This window comes from Ethanoligenens harbinense YUAN-3 (assembly GCF_000178115.2).
GTDB lineage: Bacteria > Bacillota > Clostridia > Oscillospirales > Ethanoligenentaceae > Ethanoligenens > Ethanoligenens harbinense.
Map to the genome: position 1 here is coordinate 2,052,734 of NC_014828.1, position 25,105 is coordinate 2,077,838.

Consider the following 25,105-nt stretch of genomic DNA (forward strand, 5'->3'; position numbering starts at 1 on the left):
GAGTTGAGGTGCAGATGCCGTTTCACTTATACTGCACGATCAAATGCCTTTCAAAGTTATCGCGATTGATAAAGGATAAAATTGCTCCGACAGGATTTAGTGCGGAGGCATAAGACCAGTTTTGCATTGACATGCGGCTGGAATTGTAACTGAAACAACAAATTAGGAAGTTTACTGAAAAAGAAAGCTAACCATGAAGGTTATAAAAGAATTAATTGTAAGAGTGGAGGGTTCATTATGAGCCTGCAAGTACGGTGTTTCAACCGTGGGCAAATAGAAGCACTGAGTAAGGCTCTTGGCGATTATATGACTGGAAGCGAAATTACAAAACTTCTTTGCCAATGCGAAATTGAAGATAATAGTAATCAATCTACAAAATGGCGTCGGTTGGACTATAGTTTTATTGAACGTCAAAATCAAGATCAATCCCCAAATGCGATTCTTCGTTTTGTCAAAGAAGCTCTACAGCCCGTACTTTTTATGAATGAAAAAGAAAAGTACGAAGAATTTCGGATAGATGTAAATCAAGTATTACTTACTGCCGGATTAGAAGTACAAAGAGATGGCTCTCTGAAATTCACTACTGTCGCGACAACCATTGATGAAGTGAAGCGTAGAACACAGAATTTGGAACGTAGTTTACGTCAGAGGAATGTGCATGAATGTGTTCTGAAATACTGCAAGGAAGAATTACTCCAAGAAAACTACTTTCACGCTGTGTTCGAAGCAGCAAAGAGCTTATCCGATCGGATCAGGGAAATGACTTCATTATCTTCGGATGGGTACAAATTGTTTGATGAAGCATTCAAAATCAACTCTCCATATTTGGCAATTAATAAACTGCAAACAAGTAGTGAACAAAATCAGCAGAATGGGCTTCATCAAATGTTAAGTGGTATAACCTCCATGGTCAGAAATGTAACTGCCCATGAGCCAAAAATCAAGTGGATCATTAATGAAAATGATGCTGTAGATATTCTCTGCACAATTTCTTTTCTACATAAACAACTCGACCAGTGTATTATTGTGCCACACTTTAATCCATAAGCATGCAGCCAGATAATTGGATATGAGCATATGGTTCAACATAAACAAACATGGGGACAATTTCACGGAAGAGAATTAATTATGGAGGTCAAAATGCTATGACGCAAGCCAAGAGACAATTCGTTGAGAATTATATTAACTCTTTGTCAAATGCAGTTGATACCTATAACAATTCTGAACCATATGCAACTAATCAAGTTGAAGATGATTTGTTTGACACAATTATTGAAATCCGAAATGTGTTTTCGAAAGAGATTCCGAATATAGAAGATGTTGTTTTGCTTAAAAACGGTACAGGTCTTCGTGATGCGAATTCAGTGCTTGGAATTTTGAGATTATATTTAGTAAATGAAGATGATCATACAAATGCGAAAATTCCATTGATCACCGACAAGAAAAAAGGAGGAAAAATATTTATCAGCCACAGGAGCACTGATAAGAAGATTGCTGATATTATTGAAAATTTTTTAACTTCTTGCGGTATTTCATACAGTAATATTTTTTGTTCGTCACTACCGGGAAATGATATTGAAGAAAAAATATCTTTGGAAGTTAAAGAAAATATGAAAGCAAGCGTACTGAACATTGCTTTGTTATCCGTTGATTATTATCAAAGCGTATATTGTCAAAATGAGGCAGGAATCATTTGGTTCCTTGATACCGAAAAAATAGTGATAGCATTACCTGAAATTGATGACAGTCTCATGGAAGGATTCCTGAATAGCGAGTACAAAATAAGGCGACTTAGCAATAAGAGCGATATTTCCGCGATATGTGATATTGTAAAGAAGTTTTTCCCTGATTTTGTATCTTCAAATGCCAAACTCAATGCCAACATTGATCACCTGATTGAACAATATGACAGCGTTATTAAAGCAAGAAAAATAGAGCCTTCAGCTATACCAAGTGAAACCAACGTGTTAGAGAAAAGAATTTTGTCAAATGAATTTTCTGATGGAGAGTTGTTTGTCCTTAATTACTTCTATGATACTCAAACCAATTCTATAAGCGACGATTTTAAACAAATAAATGACTGGATTCAAAAAAAGAAAGTTACAATATCAGTGAAAGAAGCATTTGATGTATTAATAGACGATGAAATCATTATATTTATCGACGGAGGATTTACACACGCCAGTACATATAATATGGAAATTAATACTTATAGGGAACTAAGGAAGTTGTCACAAAAAGCCGTTGATATCTTTGAAAAGAATTGCACACGACATAAAGCAGTAACAACTTTAATAAAAAGCGGGAACACTGTTGACAATTTGATAATCAAAGGCTTTTCAGAGCCCGAAATTTTGCTTGTTAAGTACATAATCGATTTGCAGAGGGAAAAATTGTACGCAGGCTGGCAAAGTGATCAAGAAATTAAAATGATTCGGAATTGGGAAGAAATTAACACTTTAAACGATACCCTTTCTCAAAATTATATCGATGTGCTTTCAAAGTTTGAGATAAGGAAATTTATTGAGCCTTGTGCAAAGACTTCGTATGGCAACACAAAAGAGTATAAATTAATAGATAGTTTTTTGGAAAGTCTAAACGGACTGAGTCAGTCGGCATTGGATAAGATACAGTCAACAATGGATGAAAATCAATTTACTGAACCAGAATTGCCGTTTTGATGATGGAGGGAGAAGAAATGCCTGAAATACTGGATGGGATGAGCATGAATCTTGAAAAATCTAACATGGACAAGTTAAAAGCAGCATTTCCAGAATGCTTTGCCGAAGGTAAGCTGGATATTGACAAGCTACTGTCGTTGTGTGGCGAGTATATCGACAATGATTTTGAAAAATACAAATTTGAGTGGAAGGGTAAGGCAGAGTGCTTGAAGCTGGCACAAAAACGTTCCACTGGTACGCTACGCCCATGCCCGGAGGAAAGTGTCAATTGGGACACGACGCAGAACCTTTACATAGAAGGCGATAATTTGGAAGTTCTAAAGCTCTTGCAGACTTCCTACTACCGCAAGGTCAAGATGATTTATATCGACCCGCCCTACAACACCGGCAATGACTTTGTCTATGCAGATGATTTTGCCGACCCAATGGCGCGGTATAAGGAAGTCACGCAACAGACTACCAAGTCAAACCCTGAGACTATGGGACGTTTCCACACCAACTGGCTTAACATGATGTACCCCCGTCTTCGTCTTGCTGCAAACCTTCTGCGGGACGATGGTGTGATTTTTATAAGTATTGATGATGGTGAGCAAACAAACCTCAGAAAACTATGCGATGAGGTATTCGGTGAAGAAAATTTTATTGCACAGATAATTTGGCAGAAAGTATATAGCCCTCGCATGGATGTTCAAGGTTTTTCAGTATCACACGACTATATACTTTGTTATGTGAAGCAGAGTTTTGACAGCATACATAAAGAAACTTTCGCTCAAAATAGTGCACAGTTTAATTTCGTCGATCAACAAAGCGGGCAAAAATATCGACGTAGGAGTGTCCGAAAAGAAGGAAGCCATTCAACAAGAAGCGAACGTCCAAATTTGTGGTTCCCCCTTATGGCTCCGGATGGAACAGAGGTGTATCCTGTAAAGCCAGATGGCACCGAAGGCTGCTGGAGATGGAGTAAAGGCACTTATATAGAAAACCAATCAAAAGGAATTGTTGAGTGGGTTCAAACAGAAAATGGTTGGCAAGTATACGCTAAGCAATATCTTAAAGAGGAAGCTACAAAACCGCCCGAAACTTTATGGTTTCATCAAGAAGTAGGTCATAATCATGCCGCAATGGAGGAATTAAAGAAATTATTAGGAGCTAAAGTTTTTGATAGTCCAAAGCCTAAGAATCTTATAGAAAAAATGCTTAGAATTGCTACAACTGGTGATGAAGATATTATACTCGATTTCTTTTCAGGTTCGGCTACAACGGCCCATGCAGTTATGCAGCTTAATGCAGAAGACGGAGGCAACCGTCGTTTTATTCTTGTGCAACTTCCCGAAGTATGCGACGAGAACAGCGAAGCCTATAAAGCCGGTTATAAGAACATCTGCGAAGTCGGCAAAGAGCGTATTCGCCGTGCGGGAAGGAAACTGACCGAAACCGATGGTCAAATGCAACTTGGCGAGGATGACAAGGAACCGTTGGATATTGGCTTCCGGGTGTATAAACTGGACTCTTCAAACCTGAAGACTTGGGATGATACACCAATTGAAGACAATCAGCTCAACATTCTATACAAACGCATGAATGGCATGATCCACCGAGTGAAGTACGATCGGTCCGAGATGGATATGGTCTGTGAAATTATGCTAAAGCTTGGTGCGCCCTTGACTTGTCCAGTCTCTAAAATTGAGATAAACAGCAAATCTGCCTACACTGTAGGTGAGGACTGCACGCTGCTCATCTGCTTAGCTGAGAATATTCAGCCTTCCGATGTGGAGGCAATCGCTGAATATGCTGCGGCAATAGTCGTCATTGCCCGCGACAGCTTCGCCGACGATACAGCTATGGCAAATGCCTACTATATATTGCGAGATAAAGGCATAGAACTGAAACTGGTGTAAATACACCTATATAGTTAAGGGGGAGATGATTTTGTGGCGATATTAAAAGCTTTAATAAACAAGGAAACTCTTAGGATGATCTGTGAAACAAAGCGAGTTGAAGTTTCTTATATTGCAGATAAAATCAGTTGCAAGCCAACTTCAAAAGTTGATGGATGGCTTAATCTTACCTCGGAAACTCTGCCGACTTTTAATCAGGCAAAAAAAATTGCATCTTGCTTGCATATTCCTTTTGCCGGATTATATATGAAACCCGAAGATGTTCCAAAAAAGCAGCTCCCTAAAATTGTTAATCGTCGCGTTCTTCTCAACGAATTTAGTCCAAACGAAAGTTCTTTAAATATAGCTATATCAGATTTACTTGAAACCCGTGACCTACTAATTTCCATAAAGCAAGAGTTAAAAGAGCCTACTTCCTCCTTTAATGTTGCGATTGATACAAATACGACTGATGTGGCAGTAGCTTTGGCAATTCGAAAATTCTTTGAGATTAGTCTAGAGGAGCAATTCAGAAAGTCATCTGCCCGCCAGTTTTATTTATATGTGCGCCAGCAGATTGAGGCAAAAGGTGTATTCATCCAATGTTTTACGGATGTCGATTTGGAGACAGCTCGGGGATTGGCCATTTTTGATGACGTCATACCCATCATTGGAATCAATGAGAAAGATCGTCCACCGGCAAAGACATTTTCTATTATCCATGAACTGGTTCATTTGTTAAAACGTCAGTCATCGCTATGCAATGAATTTGTAAGTGCATTTTCTAAGAACGCCGAGGAAATATTTTGCAATGCTGTTGCAGGCGAATTGCTTGTACCAAGAGATGCATTGTTTGCTAAACTGCATAGCAGGAACCTGTCTTCGAACTTTGCAATTTCTGATATTCAAAACTTAGCAAATGATTTTTCAGTAAGCAAAGAAGTTATTTCCAGGAGGTTGCTTGACAATGGGGTCATTAATGAAGTGGAATATACTGCTTATAATGACGAATTTCGAAAGCTAATAGAAACTGAAAAAGAAGAACAGCGAATAGCTCGATCCGAAGGGCGTGCACCAACGATACCAAAATATCCCGATAGAGAAGCAATTGACCGAACAAGTTCAAGCCTATGTCGTTCTTTGTTCAAGGGCTATACCGAAGACGTTTTCAGCAAACAAGATGTGTCACGCTATCTTGGAATCAGCCAAAAGTATGCGGACAAATTTCTTGGGGAGGTGTCGAAATGGTACGTCAGATGAGTCTATTCTCAAAAAAACTGCCGTATAAATACATTATCGACAGCTCGTCTATTTTCTCCCAGAAGGACAACGAACCCCACAGGCGGACAGTATATCGAGGGTTATGGAAACGTATAGAACAATTAATTCAAGAAAAAGAGATAGTAACATCTTCTGAAATAGCCGACGAGATTAAAGATAAGGATTTGGAATCCTGGCTGCAAAACCAACAGTGCGTTATTCTTCCCGTTGACGAATCCATACAGCAAAATGTAACCAGAGTTGTTTCCAATAATCCAAAGCTTGTGGACTTCAAACAAGTAAAATCATCGGGGGATGCGTTCCTAATTGCTACTGCAATGGAGTACCACTTAACTATTATTACTGAAGAAAATCAAGATAGCCCTTATAAGATACCAAAGGTTGCCGAAAACATGGGCGTAAAGGCTATTGATATTAATGAGCTTTGTCAAATTGAGGATTGGCAATTTTAATATGCTTTGATACTGTCTAAGAAAAGTTGGGGTTATATGAAACTTAAATTCAAAAATCAGGATTTTCAAACCGATGCGATGAACGCCGTGGTTGATCTGTTCACCGGGCAGGAAAAAACGCGAAGTACCTTTTCTGTGGTAGAAGAGAAACAGATGTCGCTCATGAATAGTCTCGGCATAGGCAATGCTCTGTATATTGACGCGCAAACGCTTTCTGACAATATGCACACTGTTCAGAAACGTAATAATTTACCTATGACACCCAATGCGTCGGATATGCAGTTCTGTATTGAGATGGAGACGGGTACTGGCAAGACCTATGTTTACACCAAAACCATTTTTGAGCTAAATCGTAAATATGGTTTCACCAAGTTTATCATAGTTGTACCTTCTATCGCCATTCGCGAAGGGGTCTATAAGTCCTTTGAAGTCACGAAAGAGCACTTCGGACTGCAATATGACAATGTGCCGTGCCGGTATTTTATTTACAATTCCGCAAAGCTCTCCGATGTGCGGCAGTTCGCCACAAGCGCCAACATCGAAATTATGATCATAAATATTGACGCTTTCAAAAAATCCGAGAATATCATTAATCAGGCACAGGATAGATTGAATGGTGAGACCGCTATGCGGTACATTCAAGATACTCACCCCATTGTCATCATTGATGAGCCGCAGAGTGTGGACAATACACCAAAGGCAAAGGATGCCATTGCCTCCCTGAACCCACTGTGCGTGCTACGCTATTCTGCCACACACCGTGAGAAGATTAACTTGCTTTATCGTCTGACGCCGGTGGACGCATATCTGATGGGATTGGTTAAGCAGATTTCCGTATCATCCAATCAGGTGGCTGGTGGCTTCAACCAGCCGTATGTCCGCCTGCTTTCCGTTTCAAATGACAAGGGCTTCCGCGCTAAGATAGAGATCGATGTAAAGGGTAAAGATAGCATTGTGTCTCGCAAGACGCTAACTGTCAAACCAGGTGATGATCTGTTCCTGCTTTCTGGGGAACGGGATCTTTACGAGGGCTATTCCATCGTTGGAATTGATTGTACCCCAGGTTATGAACATATCGAATTTGGCAACACCGAAGAAGTGGCGCTGAACAAAGCCATCGGTGACGTAGATGAGGGCATCGTTAAACGAGCGCAAATCCGCCGCACCATCGAGGCACATCTTGATAAAGAATTACGTTACACCAATAAGGGTATTAAGGTTCTTTCGCTATTTTTCATTGATAAAGTGGATAAATATCGCCACGAGGACGGTACTCCCGGCATTTACGCTAAAATGTTTGAGGAATGTTATTCCGAACTGATTGCAAAACCAAAGTATGCTCCCATACGGGAGCGATTCACTTCCGATGTCTCTAAAGTACATAACGGTTATTTTTCACAGGATAAGAAGGGACGCCTGAAGGACACCAAGGGTGACACACAGGCGGACGATGACACCTACAACACCATTATGCGCGACAAGGAATGGTTATTGTCCTTCGACTGTCCGCTGCGCTTTATCTTTTCCCATTCTGCGTTGAAAGAGGGTTGGGACAATCCAAATGTGTTTCAGGTCTGCACGCTGATTGACCAAAAATCCACTTTTACCTGCCGTCAGAAGATCGGACGCGGTATGCGCCTGTGCGTCAATCAGGATGGTGAACGGATTGAGGATAGGAATATCAATATCCTTCATGTTATGGCAACCGAGAGTTTCGCGGAGTTTGCGGATAACCTGCAAAAGGAAATTGAGGACGACACCGGCATGAAGTTCGGTATGTTACAACTCGATTTGTTCTCTGGTATGGTTTATGAAGACAAGCGAGAGGTTGAAAAGGCTGTCACGTCGGAACAGGCGGAGAAAGTCGTAGAAGCTCTCAAGGCTAGCGGGGTCATTGCGGCGAACGGCAAAGTGGATACTGCTGTAAAACCGAAAGAAATAATCCTTCCGGCAGAACTCTCCGAGATTAAACAAACTGTGGCCGCGGTAATTGAACATACGGATACCATTGCGCCGGAAACTTTTGCTGGTGAGATCTACACGAAAACTGTGGTCGAGGAAAAACAGATGACCTATGAGGATGCGCAGGAACTGATGGAACATTTTGAGAAAAAAGGCTACATCACCAGCGCTGGCAAGATGAAAGACACTATGAAAAACGCCCTCAAAACCGGAACGCTTGATCTACCGAAAAAGTACGAGACTGCGCGGAATCGTTTTGAGACAATCATTGCGAATGCTGACCGCAAGCCTCCGGTGCGCGACGCTTCCAAGGACGTGGTAGTGCACATCAAAAAGCAAGTCATGATGTCTCCGGAATTTCTGGAGCTGTGGAACAAGATCAAACAGAAAACAGTCTACCGCGTTAACATTGACACAAATAAGCTGATTGAAAACTGCATCAAGGCGTTGCAGGAAATGCCAGTCATTCCAAAAACACGGCTCATTTCTCAGACAGCGGATATTCATATTGAAAAAGCTGGTATATATCACACGGAGCGCGAAATGCGCACAATGGATATCGATAATTCCTATCAGACACTGCCTGACCTGATTACCGCTATCAGTGATGAGACACTTTTGACGCCTGTTACGGTCAATGAAATTCTTGTACATAGCGGGCGGTGCGGCGACTTTCTGAACAATCCGGAAGCCTTTCTGGAAAAGGCTACGGAGATCATCCGAAGCAACCGCCATGCTCTGGCTATCGACGGTATTAGCTATGTAAAACTGGATGGTAAGGAATACTATGTGCAGGAGATTTTTGACACTGCTGAACTGATTGCCAACCTTGATCGCAATGCGGTCAAGGTTGAACATAGTGTCTACGACTATATTGTCTATGACAGTAGCACTATTGAACGTCCCTTCGCCGTCGCGCTGGACAATGACCCGGATGTAAAGATGTTCTTCAAAATACCTGATCGTTTTAAGATTGAAACACCCATTGGCACCTATAATCCTGACTGGGCAGTGTATCTGACCAAAAATGGCGAAGAGAAATTATACTTTATTTTGGAGACAAAGGGTAGCACCAACTTTATGGATTTGCGGACAAAAGAACAGCTTAAAATTCACTGCGGTAAACAACACTTCAAGGCGTTGGAGGATGGTGTAGAATTGCGGGTTGCTACGAACTGGAATACGCTAAAGTCGACATTGTAAGGTAGCCAACGTTTCATTTTTTATAATGAAAAGAAGTGTTCAAATAAGCGTGAGGGACTGTTGCAAAATAGCTTTGCCGGAAAATAGTGCACAAAAAATGCGTCTTGATTGGGCTTTCAAAACCGTTTCAAGGCGCATTTTCTTGATTTTATGGCTGCTACTTTGTGCAATTTGCTATCACAAATTCATTTTGCAACAGCCCCTTTAGCATCTAAAGCGTCCGCAGGACGCGCAGCCGCACAATTTATTGTGCGATCAGAGGGGATTGGGGGCTTGCCACCAACAAGCAATTTCCCGGTTTTCGCGCAAGCGAAAAATTGGGAAATGGGCATCGTGGGTCCCACGATGCATTGCTTGCCGCTTTTGTTTCGTACCTATTTTGAGGGGTAATAAGTTACCTTTTCTCATAATGGTAAGTACTGAAAACCGCTACGTTTTTTTAAGTTTTTGCCTTGTTGCCCAATATGACCGTCATGGTCGCGCTTATAATTTTCAAGCCCTGCTGATCGCATAAAGACAATATCCGCGCGATTTCATCGGACTTGTTTTCGATCTCAGGAAAAAACCGTATCGGCTGACATTCCCAATGACAAAAAGCCGCTAAATACAGTTAAATGGCATTTAACTACTGCTATAATTGACTTTGTTCTTTATGATGACTATAATAAAAGCATGAAACGAGGTGCTTCTATGGATGAGCATATTTTAAATCTTGAACAGGCCGTTGAATTCATTGGCGTTAGTGAAAAGACTTTGATCAAGCTGCTCCGGGAAGAGCATATCCCCGCCCGTAAAATCGGGCGTGAATGGCGGTTCAGCCGGGATGCCTTGATCGGGTGGCTGGCTTCCGGAGATTCTATGGACTACGTAAACAGTGAGGAACGGTATATCGTCTCGGAAGATACTTCCGGCGTATCCCACGAGTTGTTTGGAAAAATCATGGAGTCCCTGTCAACCATAAAAAAGAATGGCGGTAATATCGCTTCCATATTACAAGGTCTGGAGAAAGACATCACCATTCCCGAAGAATCCACGCTTCGTGTCAGCTATAAGCAGCAAAGGGATGTTGAGAAGCTGGAATTTAAAATTTTCTGGGAAATGCGTGAAGAATCAAAACTGGAACCAAACCAAAAGACAAAAACTCCTTGATCATCTTCTCAACCTTATGCCTGCAAAAAACATAGATGGAGGGATATGAATGTGGCTTCTGTTTGCCTTGGGTTCTGCGCTGTTTGCTGGACTGACCAGTATCTTGGCGAAAATCGGAATTAAAAACACCGATTCAAACCTTGCGACGGCGCTCCGCACCATTATTGTGCTTTTGTTTTCTTGGCTAGTGGTTTTCGTTGTGGGTTCGCAACGTACCATCGACCTGATTTCCACACGCAGCCTTGTGTTTCTGATTCTTTCTGGAGCTGCTACCGGCGCTTCCTGGCTTTGCTATTTCAAAGCGTTGCAGCTCGGCGATGTCAATAAAGTGGCCCCGATTGATAAAAGTAGTACGATTCTAACGATCCTGCTTGCTTTTCTGTTTTTAAGAGAAACTCCCACCTTGTGGATGGGAATCGGGGTTGTGCTACTTGCTGCCGGAACCTATCTTATGATACAGCGTCAGGAAACCAAAACCCCGAATGACAAAGGGAATAAATCGTGGCTTTTTTATGCCGTACTATCCGCCGTTTTTGCTGCCCTGACCTCCATTCTCGGCAAGGTGGGAATTCAAGGAATCGAGTCCAATTTAGGAACAGCTATCCGCACGATCGTGGTATTACTCATGGCTTGGATCATCGTTTTGTTTCAGAAAAAGCTGCCCCTTGTAAAAACGATTGATAAAAAGAGTTGGATATTCATCGCACTTTCCGGCCTTGCGACCGGCCTTTCCTGGCTCTGCTATTACCGCGCACTCCAGGAAGGCAGGGCCAGTCTGGTAGTGCCCATCGATAAACTGAGCATTGTGGTAACAATTGTGTTTTCCCGCATCGTTCTAAAAGAAAGGCTTTCTAAAAAAGGCATGGTTGGCTTGCTTCTTGTGGTAACCGGAACAATGGCCTTGTTGTTTTAACAAGAATCTGATTGCATAGAAAGCAACAGTTTATTTACGAACCGCCTTCTGTTTTCTATTGTTCGTTTCATATGGGACGAAGGTTATACATATCAAGCAGTTCCGATTTAACCCCCTGTAACTGCCAGTAAAATTTTTCTAAGCTCGAATGAAGTACAATGCTATGATAAGCGCACCGAAAACGAAACGATAAATTGTAAAAACAAAAAAGCTCTTGGTTTTCAAATAATTCAAAAGAAACTTAATGCTCAATAGCCCGACAACTGCGGCAGTTACAACGGCGACAACAAAAGGCAGTACATCAATATTGACATGTGCCAAATCCTTCGCGTGAAAAAGTGCGTCGCCAAGAATGATCGGTGTCGAAAGCAGAAAAGTAAACTTTGCAATACTTTCACGGTCAAGCCCGGTGGCACGCCCAACTGACATCGTAATACCAGACCGGGAAACGCCCGGAATAATCGCAAGTACCTGTGTAACGCCAATAAAAATACTACGCTTTAGACCAATCCCATCTAAACTAATGTTATTTCGGCTGACTTTATCGCATACATACAAAACAATACCCATAATGATGAGAAGAATCCCGATTAAAAGCGGATTCGACAGCATTCCCATATATTTGTCCAAAGTAACACCGGCCAATGCTCCGGGGACGGTTGCTATGACAAGAAACCAAAACAACTTTCCGTCCTTTGTTTTTGGTTTGGTTATCCCGGCGCTAACAAGCCGGACCCAATCCTGAAAGAAAAAAGCAATTACAGCAACCGCCGTACCGAAATGCAGGGCAACATCAAAGACATTGCCCGGATTGTTCCACCCAAAAATCCATGGTATAAGCGTTAGGTGCGCGGTGCTTGAAACAGGCAAAAACTCTGTGATTCCCTGGACAATACCATAGAGGATGGCTTGAATAATACTCATACTTTCGACTCCTTTTACCGCTTCTTAACAGAATCCTGCGTCCTGCGTTTTTCTATGCTTCGTTTGATTTGGAAAAGCAGCACGAGGAGAAACGCCAGCACCACAAACGCCGCAAGCAGATAAGACCCCATGGCCGCTGTCAGAGCAGAAACTTCAAACAGCCGCGGGAGCACCCACAGCGCACCGAAAGCACCCAGCACCATTGTCACACAGATAAATGCACGCAGCTTTGTAAATGGGATGCAGCTTTTGATAACCGACAGCATCGACACGAGAATCAAAAGCAGGTACATGACCGTCTGTCTTTGCCGTGTGTCAAACGGCACGGTAAGGCTGATAAAAATGATTCCCGCTGTAATCGTCAGTGCAAACGGCGCCGCATTCTCCAACGCTGTCCTTAAGAAAGAACCCCGGATTCTCCTGGTATCCGATTCAAAGATCGTCAGGAAAGACGGATACGCTTCAATAAAGGCATCGACCAGCGTAATCTGAATGGGAATAAACGGGAAAGGCATGTTCAGCAGCAGGCAGAAGCAGGAAAGCAACAAGGAATAGATCGTCTTAATAAAGAACACGCCCGCTGTCCGAGTCACATTATGGATTACCTTTCTGCCTTCCAGCACCACCTGCGGCAGATTGGCAAAATCCGAATCCAGCAGCACAATCTGCGAAATCTGGCGGCTGGCGTCGCTGCCTTCGGCTATGGCAATGGAACAATCCGCCTCTCTAAGCGCCAACAGGTCATTCACACCGTCGCCGGTCATGGCTACCTGATGCCCACCGCGTTTCATGGCCTGCACAAGCAGTTGCTTTTGTTTTGGTGTCACCCGTGCAAACACGGTGTATTTCTGGCAGAGGCTGTCGTAATCCGCATCCTCCCCAAAGGCAGACAGATCAACTGCGTTTTCCCACGACTTCAGTCCCGTTTTCCGCGCAATCATCGATACCGTTTTGACATGATCGCCGGAAATGATTTTTACATCCACGCCCTCTTTCCGGAAATACTCCAACGTTTTCGCGGCGTTCTTCCGGATGTGATCTGCCAGAATCACAGCGCACAACGGTTCGATCCCGTCCGGCAGTTCCTTGTCGTTCTGCCAGACCCCGTTGTAAAAGCCGATTGCGACGGCACGGTAGCCTTGCGCAATCTGCTGTTCCACAGACTCCGGCAGGTTTTTGATTAACTTCTCCGCCGCGCCGACCAGCACCGTGCCAGATTCGAAGCTGACCGAGCCCCACTTGCGAAGCGAGGAAAAGGGAATCTTGTATACCGGATGATATACAGGGTTCTTTCCAAAATGTTCCTGAAGCGCTTGAAAAGTCGCATTATTATCATCGCTCGCGGCAAGATAGGATTGAATCAGGGACGACAACTTTTGATTTGGACGGTCCGTCAGCGAAAGCACTTCCCTGACCTTCATCCTGCCGTCGGTGATGGTCCCGGTTTTATCCAGACACAAAACATCCACATGCGCGAGTGTTTCCAAAGAATAAATATTCTGCACCAAAATTTTCATTTTTGCCAGACGAATGACCCCGGTCGCAAGCGATACGGCAATCAAAAGTACCAGCCCTTTGGGCAGCATTCCTAAAAGTGCCGCTGCGGAAGATATGACAGCGCCCGCTGGCAATACATGACGGAGTATTATAGCCTCCAAAAACAATAAAATTCCAAGCGGCACAATGAGAAAACTTGTAAACCGGGTTACTCGCTTCATGGAGCCAAGTAATTCGGACGATATCTGCTTTGCTTTTTTGGCTTCTTCCGTGAGCTTGACCGCATAATTTTCATTGCCAACATGCGTTACCTTTGCATAACATTTTCCCGAAACAACAAAGCTTCCGGAGTAAAGTTCGCTACCCGTTGTCTTTAAGACGGCGTCACTTTCACCGGTCAGCAGCGACTCATTGACCTCTGCCATACCATCGAGCACAATCCCGTCATTACAAATTTGGTGTCCACTTTCCAGAACCATCACATCGTCTTTAACAATGTCCTCCATCTCAACGACAAACAATTGATCATCTCTCAGCACTTTTGCCTTGGGCCTGTTTAAGACAGACAGTTCATCCACAAGCTTTTTCGCTTTTAGTTCTTGCGCAATCCCAATTACAATGTTGATCACGATGATGACAATAAAAGCCATGTTGGAATAAGCGCCGACCGCGAACAGCAGCGCCGCGATGACAAAATTGAGAAAATTGAACAGCGTGAAAATGTTTTCTTTCAGTATTTGCCCCTTGGTCTTTGTAATGGAACCCGGCTTATCTCCCGATTCTCCGCGTGCCTTCCGCTCCATTACTTCCTGTGTAGATAAACCTTTTATTGGTGCCTCCATGCTTTGCCTCCGTTAACGACTAAACTTATTTTCTAATGATTCAACCATAGCATCACAACATAAACTCCAGTCAAATAGAAGTTAAACTCTGCTTAAACTGCATAAAAAAACGGCTCTGCCAATGAGACAAAACCGTTTTACCATATGGTATTAGTAAGAACGGAAGCAAGCCTTTCTGATTGTTTATGTACAGTTTAAGATGAACCGAAAAATGTATGATATACTTTAAAATATACATCGACAAGGTGGTGTCCGGTATGAAAATAAAAGACATGCTTACAAAAAAAATGACCGTAAAAAAACGGCTTGTTATTTCCAATATTCTGATGATTCTCGTGCCGGTGGTCATCACCGCGTTCATCGGGCTTGTGTGCATAAGCATCATATGGTTCTCCGTCCAGTACGGCACGGGCCTTGGCTTTAAAGACAGCGAGGACTTTTACAAGGCCAGTCGGGGAATTTCCATGCTTGTTGAGAAATCACTGGAGGAAGGAACTCACGCAAACCTTGCGGGGAATCTATCAGGGATCAGCGGGATACTGGACAAAAGTGCCATGGCTCTATCTGTGGATTACTCCGGCAAAAATCTCTATCAATACGGGCATGCTACCGACGCTGACGAAGCTTTGCTGAAGGCCGTAGTTACATTGGGCGGTCAGGGCTTCGTTTCCAATGGAAACCGGGAACTGTATGTCCAACAAGCCGAAATTAAGGGTGTTGTCTATCGTATTTCTATTTTTTCCAGCCCTTCGCAACTGTCCTTCGGCAGTCTGAAGGTTGCGCTCGTTTTGTCCGCCATCGTTTTGATGTTTGCCATCATTTTTTCCATTTTGCTCACGAACCGTTTCCTGACCAGGTTTGTATTCCAGAAAATCGAACAACCGCTGGAGATCCTTTCGGGCGGAGTACAACAGATCAGTGAGGGAAATTTGGAGCACCGCATCAACTATACCGGTGAGGATGAATTTTCACCCGTCTGCACCGACTTTAATAAAATGGCGGCCCGTCTCAAAGCTTCTGAAGAACGGACACAGCAGCATGAGCAAAGCCGTAAAGAGCTGTTGGTCGGCATCTCCCATGATCTGCGCAGTCCGCTGACCTCGATTCGCGCCTATGTGGAAGGGCTTTTGGACGGCGTTGCCAAAACTCCCGAAGCCCAAAAAGGATACCTGGAAATTGTCAAAAGCAAAGCGGAAGACATAGATCGTATGCTGGCGAAAATCTTCCTGTTCTCCAAAATGGAGTTAGGCGAGTACCCGGACCATCCGGAACTGCTGCGGCTTGACGACGAAGTACGGCAACTTATACGGGCATTGGGTACGGAATACAAGGAAAGAGGTCTGCTTCTAACAACCGATGATCTTGTTCCGGCGACCGTTTCAGCCGACCCGGATCAGCTCCGGTGCGTACTGACCAACATTATGGAAAACAGCGTAAAGTATAAAACAAAGGACATGGGAACCTTGACCATCTCCCTCCGGGAGGAAAACGGAGAGTACCGCCTGTCCCTTTGTGACGACGGTCCCGGCGTTCCTGAGGAAGCGCTGCACCATCTGTTCGAAGTGTTTTACCGCAGTGATCCATCCCGGCAGAATCCTCAGCGCGGAAGTGGCCTTGGACTTGCCATTGCCGCTAATGCAATACAACGGATGAACGGAACGATTGAGGCAAAAGTCGGCGAAAACGGCGGTTTGAAAATTGTGATTTGCCTGCCGAAAGCGGAGGAATAACATGCAGAAAATACTGATAATAGAAGACGATACCGCCATCGCTGCCATTGAGCGGGATTACCTTTTGGTTGAACAGTTCGAGGTGGTGATTTCGCAGGACGGCAGGAGCGGTATGGAAAAAGCGTTACAAGGTAGCTTTGACCTGATCCTACTGGACCTGATGCTTCCCGGTATCGACGGTTTTACCGTCTGCCGCAGGCTGCGGGAATCGCTGGATATTCCCATCCTGATGGTTACGGCCCGGCGGGAGGATATTGATAAAATACGCGGTCTGGGCCTTGGTGCGGACGATTACATTGAGAAGCCCTTCTCACCAAGCGTATTGGTAGCGCGAGTCAAGGCGAATCTGGCGCAGTACGCCAGACTCAGGAAAACGGATAGAACTGCTCCAATACAAATCGCCATAGGCAGTATCCGCATAAACACCGATACCCACAGAGTCTATGTAAACGACACGGAAATTGAGCTGAAAAACAAGGAATATGAGCTTTTGCTGTTTATGGCGCAAAACGCCGATGTGGTGTTAAACCGAGAAACGCTTTACGAGCGTATCTGGGGCATGGACGCCATGGGAGACAACGCCACGGTCGCCGTCCACATCAACCGGCTGCGGGACAAAATTGAGGAAGATCCGGGCAATCCCCGGTATATCCAAACGGTTCGGGGAGCGGGTTATCGTTTTAAGGCGTAGATGATATTTTTGGCCCTATATTTTTTCCGATTGCTTCTGCCGCTTTGTGCCGGAAAGCAAGTGGATCTTTTATTTATAAAGACTCATGATACAGAAAACAAGCAGGGCAGAAGATTTTCTAAAAGTAGTTTATCCTCAGTTTATCTCCAAGAAAACGGTAGTTTAAATGCGGCTGATACAATCGACGCATAAGCTGGTTAAGGATGTGGCCTTCTTGTTATCAGTTGATTTTACGATCTTGAATTTCATCTATAACCACTGCCGAGCACCGTGGCTCGATGTGTTTATGCCCTTGGTCACGAAGCTGGGCAATTTCGGAGCCATTTGGATCGTTTTAGCGCTCTGTCTGCTCGTTAGTCGAAAATATCGAAAAACGGGAATCGCCCTATGCTGCGCACTGGTTCTGACAGTTATCATCTGCAATGGGATATTAAAGCCGTTTGTTGCCCGTATCCGGCCCTGTGATGTAAATAAGACAGTAAAGATGCTGATACCGCGTCCCACGGATTTTTCTTTTCCATCCGGGCATACAGCAATGGCCTTTGCGTCGGTATCCACATTGTTCTTCTGCCGCCGAAAACTGTGGACCCTCATTGGTGCTGGCGGCACTCATCGCCTTTTCACGGCTCTACCTCTATGTACATTATCCATCTGATATATTGGCCGGGATGCTGCTTGGCTGTGTTTTCGGATTTTCAGCATACAAACTGGCTAAACATATTGAATATATCATATATCAACGCCGCTGATTTTTGGGATTTTGTGGCTATTGTTTTCGGCAGGCTTTAACACGATGAATTCAAAAAGAATGCAATACCTGCCCAACAAAAAATGTGAGTTTTGGGGGCTGTTGCGATACCTGAATGATTAATATTGTACCCCTCTAAGCTCACCGTTTGGAGGGGGTACTCTATGCGTATTCGATATAACGTGAACTTCAAGCGACCGCTGCCATGTAGCGGTCGAGCGTGATGAAGCGGATTTTTATCTGGTACATACCTCTCTAATTGGTAGACTTCTCCCCAAAAGTCCGTACTATCTAACAGATAATTACGGGCAACAACAGAAACTGACAAAGTACAAAAACAGGATATATAGAATCCCTATTTGCACTAAGGTCCATTTGGTTTACATCCAAATGGACCTTTTTTGTCGTATAAAAGGAAATTTAGTCGGTTGCCGCTCACCGCCTGCCTCTGTTTCGATTTGCCGTACCCCAAAAAATCGAAACGGAGGAAAGACAAATGACAAGGATCAATCTGCGGGACTACTATCCCGATTTCTATACCACTGACTGCATCATCGAAGTGCCTGACGAAGTTGCGGTGCTCATGGATTCCTATGAACGGGCCGAAGCTGCCTACTACCTGCGGAGATACCGCCATAAGGCGTATTACTCTCTGGATCGCGGAGACAGCATTGAGCGCGACATCCTGTTTGTGTCCCTGTCCCCCTGCGAAATCTATGAGCGCAAAGTGACCATAGAGCAGCTTCACGCTGCCATTGCCGCATTGCCGGACAAGCAGGCCAAACGCATCTATGCTCATTACTTTTTGGGTATGAGCAAGAGTGTCATTGCCAGAGCCGAAGGTGTCAGCAAGACTGTGGTTGGTGAAGCTATCGACCGAGGACTAAAAAATATGGAAAAGTTTTTAAAAAAGTCTCTCTAAGCTCACTTACTTCTGCCCTAAAAATGAAAAGGTTTATGAGGGATATGTTTTTATTCTTCGCTGAACCTTGAAAATCGAATAAAGGACAAGCCGGATACATACCGCAAGCAGCGGCATACAGGGAGCCGGACGGCGGGTGCGCCACGATCTTTCCTTACGCGGGAGAGGGTGACTGATTTCAGCGTGACGGAAAGGGAGCGAAAAACACCAGCGCCGCAGGCAGAGCAGCGTCTTTCAGGCGCAAGGCAGCTCTGCGGCAATTATCTGTATGTAATGAAACTTCCGTTCAGTCACAGTCCGAGCGTGATAAAACCGTCGCAGGCAATGAGAACGGCCCGCCATCATCATGGGGGGAGGTGCGATTCCTATGGTAACAGGTACGCCGCCTGTTCGTCCGGAATGTCTGTAAATATAAAAAGCAAATCGAAACAAGGAACAGCCGCGCCGTAATTGTTTCGCGTTGCCCGTGAGGGCAGTGCCAATATGCAATAAATGGCAAGTGCAAATATGCAAAACTGTGGATGTATGCCACCGTGAAAAACGTCCTGAACAACGAAGCCTATCTCGGAAACCTGATTCAAAATCAAACCGGTTCCCTCTCTTATAAGGACAAAACCACGATACGAAAGCCGGAAACGGATTGGATCTGCCATGAGAATGCCTTTGACGCCATTATTTCACCGGAAGTATGGGACGCGGTTCAGGAAATCAACCGGCTGGCAAAGTTTCGTTCCATAAATAACGCCGCACCGCAGCCACACCTGTTTACCGGCAAGTTGATATGCGCCGACTGCAAGGGGCAGCTTTTGGCAAACAGAGAGACGCAGCATAGAAAAAACGGCGATGTCAGGAAATATGTTTCTTACTTTTGCGGGAGATATGCCAATTCCGGCCGAAGCGCGTGTTCGCGTCACGGTATTTCCGAAATCAAGCTGAAAAAACTCGTCATGGCTGAGATTAAGGCGCGCGCCGAAGCGCTGGAATTTGACGAAACCGCCGTGCTGGACATGCTGAAAAAAAAAGATGTCAGCCGACGACACCCAACGTCAGGAAGATACCCGGCAGGAGGTCGGCAGGCTGCACCGCCGTATTCAGGAGCTTGAGCACATGACTGCGAAGCTCTACGAGGATAAGGTCAGTGGCACGATCAGCGAGGCCAGTTTCACGGTGCTAATACAAAAAAATGAACAGGAGCGGCTTCAAAAGGCGGAACGCCTCGACACGCTTCTTTCCAAAATCAGAAAATCTGAACAGAATGCCGCCAACATTCAGAATTGGGCGGCGGTTATCCGAAAGCATCTGCACTTACAGGAGCTTGACCGTGAGACAGTGGACGAACTGATAGACCATATTGAAGTCGGTGAGCACACAGACGTCAACGGCCAACGCAGCCAGAATATCAGAGTGTTTTACCGCTTCATAGGGTCAATAGAAACTTAATATTGAAGAGAAGTCATTATTATTTGCAGGAGCGCAAACGATTTGCGATTGATTTCTGCCGGTCTGTCATAAAAAAGCGAGAGTGAGAAGCCCCCTTCCTAAACAGCGCATGTTCTTGATGAAATGCTTAATGCGCGGATATGCGATGTGAAAACGGGATCTCCGGCAACGATGCAGTTGTTTGGCAAAGGAAAAAAAACCAGACGTGTTCCGCTGGCGCAGAGAACCGCCAGTCATTTCAAAAAATATCTACAGAGATTTCATCCGGATGAAAACGAATACTCGCAGAAATATATTTTCTACACCATGAGATACGGTGAGCACCACAGGATGACAGCCAACAATGTTCGGGTATTCCTACGAGAATACGGACAAAAAGCAAGGAAATACTGTCCGGAGATTCCTGAGAATGTCCATCCGCATCTGTTTCGCCACAGCCGAGCGATGCATCTGTACCAGAGGGGAATGGATTTGACGCTTGTATCTCAATGGCTTGGGCACGCAAACCTACAGACAACGCTTGTATACGCTCATGCCGATACCGAGCAGAAACGCAGGGCAATTGAGCTTGCAGAAAGTTCAAGCAGTCCGGCGAAAAAGAATCCTTCAACCGGAAAATATACAGTCAGTGACGAGGAAACATTGAAAAAGCTGTACGGGCTTAGGTGAGAACAGCCTTATTGTTATCACCAATTTCCCGATTCCTGGTTTTGCGTGAATAAAAAAGAGCGTTGCCTTTGCATTATTGTTATCACCAATCCGATGCTTAAAAAGCAGGCTGAATCGTTGCTCTACGCAGCTTTTCAACCTGCTGTCACGTCCTTTAGTGATAACAATTTTTTGTTGATAACTACTTTTGTTTCTTTTTTAATCAGCGCCCATCTGAAAGCCTTTCAAATGGGCGCTGATTTATGATTATTCTACCGTGATAACAGAGACGGGACAGTTATCCCGTGCTTCCGTTGCCGTGTCTTCCGCAGATTCAGGAACAGGGTCCGCGCAAACCTCCGCATGCCCGTCATCAGCCATCCGAAATACCTCCGGACAGGTTGATGTGCATAATCCGCAGGAAATACAGCCCTTTCTGTCGATTGTTGCGTTCATATGCCAAATCTCCTTTTTTAAATCAGGCATTCATAAACAGCTTGATGTCATCGTCAACTGTTCCCACGCCTGCGATTCCGAATTTTTCAATCAGGACCTTTGCCACGCTGGGTGACAGGAAACCCGGCAGCGTGGGGCCTAGGTGGATGTTCTTTACGCCCAAGTACAGCAAAGCCAAGAGAACGATGACGGCCTTCTGTTCGTACCAGGCGATATTGAAAGCAATCGGCAGCTTGTTAATATCGTCGAGTCCAAACACCTCTTTGAGTTTCAGGGCGATGACCGCCAGAGAATAGGAGTCGTTGCACTGTCCGGCGTCCAGAACTCTCGGAATACCGCCGATATCGCCCAGCTTCAGTTTATTATAGCGATACTTCGCACAGCCCGCCGTAAGAATTACCGTGTCCTTCGGGAGCTTCTCCGCAAACTCGGTGTAGTATTCCCTGGACTTCATACGTCCGTCACAGCCGGCCATAACAAAGAACTTTTTGATCGCACCGGATTTGACGGCATCGACGATCTTGTCTGCCAGAGCCATCACCTGATTATGGGCAAAGCCGCCGACAATGCTGCCAGTCTCAATCTCATCGGGCGCGGGAAGAGTCTTGGCAAGCGCGATGATCTCGGAAAAGTCCTTTTTGCCGTTCTCATCGGCTTCAATATGCTTGCAGCCGGGATAGCCGGTGGAACCCGTGGTAAAGATTCTGCCCCGGACCTCCTCGCTTCTTGGCGGGACGATGCAGTTGGTAGTAAAGAGGATGGGGCCATGGAAGGAGACAAATTCCTCAAGCTGCTTCCACCATGCATTGCCGTAGTTTCCGGCAAAGTTGTCGTATTTTTTGAAAGCCGGGTAATAATGGGCAGGCAGCATCTCGCTGTGGGTATACACATCCACGCCAGTACCTTTGGTTTGCTCCAGAAGCTGCTCCAGATCGGTCAGGTCGTGACCGGAAATCAGGATCGCAGGATTTTTTCTGACGCCGATATTGACCTCGGTGATTTCAGGATTGCCGAACCGTGACGTGTTGGCCTCGTCCAGTAGCGCCATAACTTTGACGCCGTATTCGCCGGTTTTCAGCGTCAGCGCGACAAGATCGTCGGCGGAGAGGGAGTCGTCCAGTGTTGCCGCCAGTGCCTCATAGATGAAGGCGTTGATGGTCAAATCTTCTTTTCCGATGTTTTTCGCGTGCTCGGCGTAAGCAGCCATACCCTTAAGGCCGTATGTGATCATCTCGCGGAGAGAACGCACGTCCTCGTTTTCGGTTGACAGCACGCCGACGGTAGCGGCCTTTTCCAGCATGGACGCTCTGGAACTTACCATAAACGTGGCCGCATCGTGTAAACCCGCAGAAGCAACGGAATTTCTGAGCTTGTCTCTTACGGCAATCATTTTCATGATCTGTTTTTCAATCGAGCCGTCGTCGAAATTCGCGTTGGTGATGGTCATGAACAGGCTGCTGAGAACTTCATAATTTGTCTCGCCGAGGGTTTTGACGTCCAGCTTTCCTTTGACTACAATTTCGGAAATGCCCTTGAGCGTGTAAATCAGAAGATCCTGGAGTTTTGCCACTTCTTCGTTTTTTCCGCAGACGCCGCGCACCGCGCAGCCCTTTCCTCCGGCAGTTTCCTGACACTGATAGCAAAACATACTCATTTTTGCTTCCTCCTTTAAAATTCAGTCTTCAACAGGTTCAAAATTGTCCTTACCGACAAAACAAATCGGGCACTGCCAATCATCGGGTAAATCTTCAAATGACGTGCCGAGCGCGATGCCGCTGTCAGAATCGCCAAGCGCGGGATCATAGACATACCCGCAGGGAATACATCTGTACTTTTTCATCTGGTTTTCTCCTCGTTTTCTCAGCTTTTTGGGGCGGGCGCTTTTACGACAATTAACTCCATCGTTTCGTCATGAACATTTCTGACATTCATTTTAGTTTGAAACGGGATTTTCACCAGAGTTCCGGCCTCGTACTCATGGATTTCCTGATCATCAAGGCCGATGGAGAGTCTTCCGCGAATGACGGTCATATACACGTTTGAATTGGAAAAGTGCTCCGGCAAACCCTCATTCTTGTTGAACACCATGTGGAGGTAATGAAGGTTTTCGTCAAATATGATCTTTTCTATCGCTTTTTCATTGGTTCTGGACAGCTTATATTCTTTTTCTATCATTGTGCGTACCCCCTTTCAATCAAGTATTCTGCCATCGGTCGAAATCGTGACAACCTGCCAGGGAATCATTTTGCCGCTGTTTTGAAGCGCTCTTTTTACTGCGTTTTCAATCCCGCCGCAGCAGGGAACTTCCATTCTGACGACCGTAACGCTTTTTATATTGTTGTTCCGAATGATTTCTGTGAGTTTGTCGCTGTAATCTCCTTCGTCCAGCTTGGGGCAGCCGATCAGGGTCACTTTGTTTCGGATAAACCTGTTGTGAAAATCTCCGTAAGCATAGGCCGTACAGTCGGCGGCGATCAGGAGGTTGGCGTCCGCGAAATAAGGAGCGTTGACCGGCGCAAGTTTGATTTGGACGGGCCACTGTGACAACTGGCTTTTGTTTTCGCTGATATTGGGATGGACGGCCTCACACTTATTTTCCCGATGGATGGTTTTAGACTGCGTACCGGGGCAGCCGCAGGCCAGCGTTTCTCCCTGTTTGCTCAGCTTGTTTTTCTTCACGGCGGCTTCATCATATTCTTTTGCATCGCGTTCCTCGAAACTGATAGCCCCTGTCGGGCAGGCCGGCAAACAGTCGCCGAGGCCGTCGCAGTAATCGTCGCGGAGAAGCTTGGCCTTTCCGTTTATCATTCCGATTGCCCCTTCGTGACAGGCTTTTGCGCACAGTCCGCAGCCGTTGCATTTCTCTTCATCAATTCTGATAATTTTTCGAATCATGTTCCGTCCCCCACTTTCAAGTTGTTGTTGACTTTATGATTTGAGTTTACTATTCTTAAATTAATAAGTCGGTTGGAATTCCAACGAAAGAGGATTTTATGAAAGATTATTTGGATGTGCTGAAGACAGTACGATTATTCAAAGGCATTGAAGAATCAGATTTACTGTCGCTTTTGTCTTGCCTTACCGCAAAATCGGTTCATTACGAAAAAGGGCAAACGGTATTTTCCAGCGGCGAAAGCATTGAAAAATTCGGCATCGTTTTATCGGGGCAGGTTCAGGTCGTGCAGGACGACTATTACGGGAACAGAAGCATTCTTGGAAAAATTGACATTGGAAATTTGTTTGGGGAATCCTTTGCCTGTGCGGAAATAAAAACGCTTCCGGTCAGTGTAATCACAACGACCGAAAGCGATCTTCTCTTTATCGACTGTCACAGACTTGCCGTTCCGTGCGCCAAGGCGTGCGGATTTCACAGCAGGCTAATTCAGAATATGTTGAATATCGTATCCATGAAAAATATATTGCTGACGCAGAAAATTGAATTCACCTCGAAACGCACCACCCGTGAAAAGCTTATGGCCTACCTTTCGGTTGAGGCCAAGAAATCGGGAAGCAGCAGCTTCAATATCCCATTCAATCGGCAGGAACTCGCGGATTACCTTTCCGTCGAACGCAGCGCCATGTCGGCTGAGCTTTCAAAGCTCAGGGACGATGGCGTTTTGAGCTACCACAAAAATCAATTCAAGCTGTTATAAGAAACCAGCGCGGTAGTCAGTCTCAACGATACCTCT

General features: G+C 45.0%; 22 protein-coding genes and 1 pseudogene. 16 read left to right on the top strand and 7 right to left on the bottom strand.

Features of this window, described 5'->3' with window-relative positions; genetic code table 11:
- The first annotated feature begins 237 nt into the window (after nucleotides 1–237).
- The 8 genes from ETHHA_RS09615 to ETHHA_RS09650 all read left to right on the top strand — a co-directional run bounded on the left by ETHHA_RS09615 (nucleotide 238) and on the right by ETHHA_RS09650 (nucleotide 11,518).
- Nucleotides 238–1,047 carry a TIGR02391 family protein gene (locus ETHHA_RS09615; protein ID WP_013485790.1) on the top strand — a complete coding sequence of 270 codons (810 nt, stop codon included), beginning with the start codon at nucleotides 238–240 and terminating at the stop codon, nucleotides 1,045–1,047.
- Nucleotides 1,048–1,145: 98 nt separating this feature from the next.
- Entirely contained in the window at nucleotides 1,146–2,681 is a 1,536-nt protein-coding gene (locus ETHHA_RS09620; RefSeq protein ID WP_013485791.1) for a toll/interleukin-1 receptor domain-containing protein, read from the top strand.
- A gap of 17 nt (nucleotides 2,682–2,698) precedes the next feature.
- Nucleotides 2,699–4,579, top strand: a complete 1,881-nt coding sequence (locus ETHHA_RS09625; RefSeq protein ID WP_013485792.1) for a site-specific DNA-methyltransferase — start codon at nucleotides 2,699–2,701, stop codon at nucleotides 4,577–4,579.
- 33 nt (nucleotides 4,580–4,612) lie between these two features.
- Nucleotides 4,613–5,818: an ImmA/IrrE family metallo-endopeptidase gene (locus tag ETHHA_RS09630; RefSeq protein ID WP_013485793.1), complete on the top strand. Its 1,206-nt coding sequence runs from the start codon at nucleotides 4,613–4,615 to the stop codon at nucleotides 5,816–5,818.
- On the top strand, nucleotides 5,803–6,291 hold the full coding sequence (locus tag ETHHA_RS09635; RefSeq protein WP_013485794.1) for a DUF4411 family protein: 489 nt from the start codon (nucleotides 5,803–5,805) through the stop codon (nucleotides 6,289–6,291). Before ETHHA_RS09630 ends, ETHHA_RS09635 begins: the two co-directional genes overlap by 16 nt.
- A 36-nt stretch (nucleotides 6,292–6,327) precedes the next feature.
- The gene (locus ETHHA_RS09640) at nucleotides 6,328–9,456 is read left to right on the top strand and encodes a type III restriction-modification system endonuclease (RefSeq protein ID WP_013485795.1); all 3,129 of its coding nucleotides are present in this window, start codon (nucleotides 6,328–6,330) and stop codon (nucleotides 9,454–9,456) included.
- A 690-nt stretch (nucleotides 9,457–10,146) separates the two neighbouring features.
- Nucleotides 10,147–10,605: a helix-turn-helix domain-containing protein gene (locus ETHHA_RS09645; RefSeq protein ID WP_013485796.1), complete on the top strand. Its 459-nt coding sequence runs from the start codon at nucleotides 10,147–10,149 to the stop codon at nucleotides 10,603–10,605.
- Nucleotides 10,606–10,654: 49 nt separating this feature from the next.
- Nucleotides 10,655–11,518 carry an EamA family transporter gene (locus tag ETHHA_RS09650; RefSeq protein ID WP_013485797.1) on the top strand — a complete coding sequence of 288 codons (864 nt, stop codon included), beginning with the start codon at nucleotides 10,655–10,657 and terminating at the stop codon, nucleotides 11,516–11,518.
- 138 nt (nucleotides 11,519–11,656) lie between these two features.
- On the opposite strand, the gene ETHHA_RS09655 is transcribed toward ETHHA_RS09650, so the two are convergent.
- Both ETHHA_RS09655 and ETHHA_RS09660 read right to left on the bottom strand, forming a co-directional pair.
- Nucleotides 11,657–12,442 carry an undecaprenyl-diphosphate phosphatase gene (locus ETHHA_RS09655; RefSeq protein ID WP_013485798.1) on the bottom strand — a complete coding sequence of 262 codons (786 nt, stop codon included), beginning with the start codon at nucleotides 12,440–12,442 and terminating at the stop codon, nucleotides 11,657–11,659.
- Nucleotides 12,443–12,456: 14 nt separating this feature from the next.
- Nucleotides 12,457–14,589 (bottom strand): HAD-IC family P-type ATPase, encoded by a 2,133-nt coding sequence (locus ETHHA_RS09660; RefSeq protein ID WP_242822066.1) that lies wholly within the window; start codon nucleotides 14,587–14,589, stop codon nucleotides 12,457–12,459.
- 449 nt (nucleotides 14,590–15,038) lie between these two features.
- Here ETHHA_RS09660 and ETHHA_RS09665 point away from each other — a divergent pair, with 449 nt between their 5' ends.
- The 7 genes and pseudogenes from ETHHA_RS09665 to ETHHA_RS09690 all read left to right on the top strand — a co-directional run bounded on the left by ETHHA_RS09665 (nucleotide 15,039) and on the right by ETHHA_RS09690 (nucleotide 20,981).
- Complete coding sequence (locus ETHHA_RS09665; protein ID WP_013485800.1) at nucleotides 15,039–16,511, top strand: sensor histidine kinase; 1,473 nt, start codon at nucleotides 15,039–15,041, stop codon at nucleotides 16,509–16,511.
- Nucleotide 16,512: 1 nt separating this feature from the next.
- Nucleotides 16,513–17,202: a response regulator transcription factor gene (locus tag ETHHA_RS09670; protein WP_013485801.1), complete on the top strand. Its 690-nt coding sequence runs from the start codon at nucleotides 16,513–16,515 to the stop codon at nucleotides 17,200–17,202.
- A gap of 286 nt (nucleotides 17,203–17,488) precedes the next feature.
- A pseudogene (locus ETHHA_RS15220) lies at nucleotides 17,489–17,951 on the top strand (phosphatase PAP2 family protein).
- A 495-nt stretch (nucleotides 17,952–18,446) separates the two neighbouring features.
- Nucleotides 18,447–18,872, top strand: coding sequence for an RNA polymerase sigma factor (locus ETHHA_RS09680; protein WP_013485802.1), 426 nt, complete (start codon nucleotides 18,447–18,449; stop codon nucleotides 18,870–18,872).
- 533 nt (nucleotides 18,873–19,405) lie between these two features.
- Nucleotides 19,406–19,975, top strand: coding sequence for a recombinase family protein (locus ETHHA_RS16135; protein WP_242822067.1), 570 nt, complete (start codon nucleotides 19,406–19,408; stop codon nucleotides 19,973–19,975).
- Between the two features lie 4 nt (nucleotides 19,976–19,979).
- Nucleotides 19,980–20,312: a DUF4368 domain-containing protein gene (locus tag ETHHA_RS16140; protein ID WP_049776596.1), complete on the top strand. Its 333-nt coding sequence runs from the start codon at nucleotides 19,980–19,982 to the stop codon at nucleotides 20,310–20,312.
- A gap of 123 nt (nucleotides 20,313–20,435) precedes the next feature.
- Nucleotides 20,436–20,981, top strand: coding sequence for a tyrosine-type recombinase/integrase (locus ETHHA_RS09690; RefSeq protein ID WP_083803692.1), 546 nt, complete (start codon nucleotides 20,436–20,438; stop codon nucleotides 20,979–20,981).
- A gap of 246 nt (nucleotides 20,982–21,227) precedes the next feature.
- Here the strand turns inward: ETHHA_RS09690 and ETHHA_RS15230 are convergent, their stop codons facing one another.
- From ETHHA_RS15230 to ETHHA_RS09715, 5 genes are read right to left on the bottom strand one after another with little or no spacing between them, the layout of a single operon-like run.
- The gene (locus ETHHA_RS15230) at nucleotides 21,228–21,446 is read right to left on the bottom strand and encodes a ferredoxin (protein ID WP_341349187.1); all 219 of its coding nucleotides are present in this window, start codon (nucleotides 21,444–21,446) and stop codon (nucleotides 21,228–21,230) included.
- On the bottom strand, nucleotides 21,439–23,070 hold the full coding sequence (gene hcp, locus ETHHA_RS09700; protein WP_013485804.1) for a hydroxylamine reductase: 1,632 nt from the start codon (nucleotides 23,068–23,070) through the stop codon (nucleotides 21,439–21,441). The genes ETHHA_RS15230 and hcp overlap by 8 nt, the downstream gene beginning before the upstream one ends.
- A gap of 21 nt (nucleotides 23,071–23,091) precedes the next feature.
- The gene (gene rd, locus ETHHA_RS09705; protein ID WP_013485805.1) at nucleotides 23,092–23,256 is read right to left on the bottom strand and encodes a rubredoxin; all 165 of its coding nucleotides are present in this window, start codon (nucleotides 23,254–23,256) and stop codon (nucleotides 23,092–23,094) included.
- 20 nt (nucleotides 23,257–23,276) lie between these two features.
- The gene (locus ETHHA_RS09710) at nucleotides 23,277–23,591 is read right to left on the bottom strand and encodes a cupin domain-containing protein (protein ID WP_013485806.1); all 315 of its coding nucleotides are present in this window, start codon (nucleotides 23,589–23,591) and stop codon (nucleotides 23,277–23,279) included.
- 15 nt (nucleotides 23,592–23,606) lie between these two features.
- The gene (locus tag ETHHA_RS09715; RefSeq protein WP_013485807.1) at nucleotides 23,607–24,311 is read right to left on the bottom strand and encodes a 4Fe-4S binding protein; all 705 of its coding nucleotides are present in this window, start codon (nucleotides 24,309–24,311) and stop codon (nucleotides 23,607–23,609) included.
- Between the two features lie 98 nt (nucleotides 24,312–24,409).
- Here ETHHA_RS09715 and ETHHA_RS09720 point away from each other — a divergent pair, with 98 nt between their 5' ends.
- Nucleotides 24,410–25,069, top strand: coding sequence for a Crp/Fnr family transcriptional regulator (locus ETHHA_RS09720; protein WP_013485808.1), 660 nt, complete (start codon nucleotides 24,410–24,412; stop codon nucleotides 25,067–25,069).
- The last annotated feature ends 36 nt before the right edge of the window (nucleotides 25,070–25,105 follow it).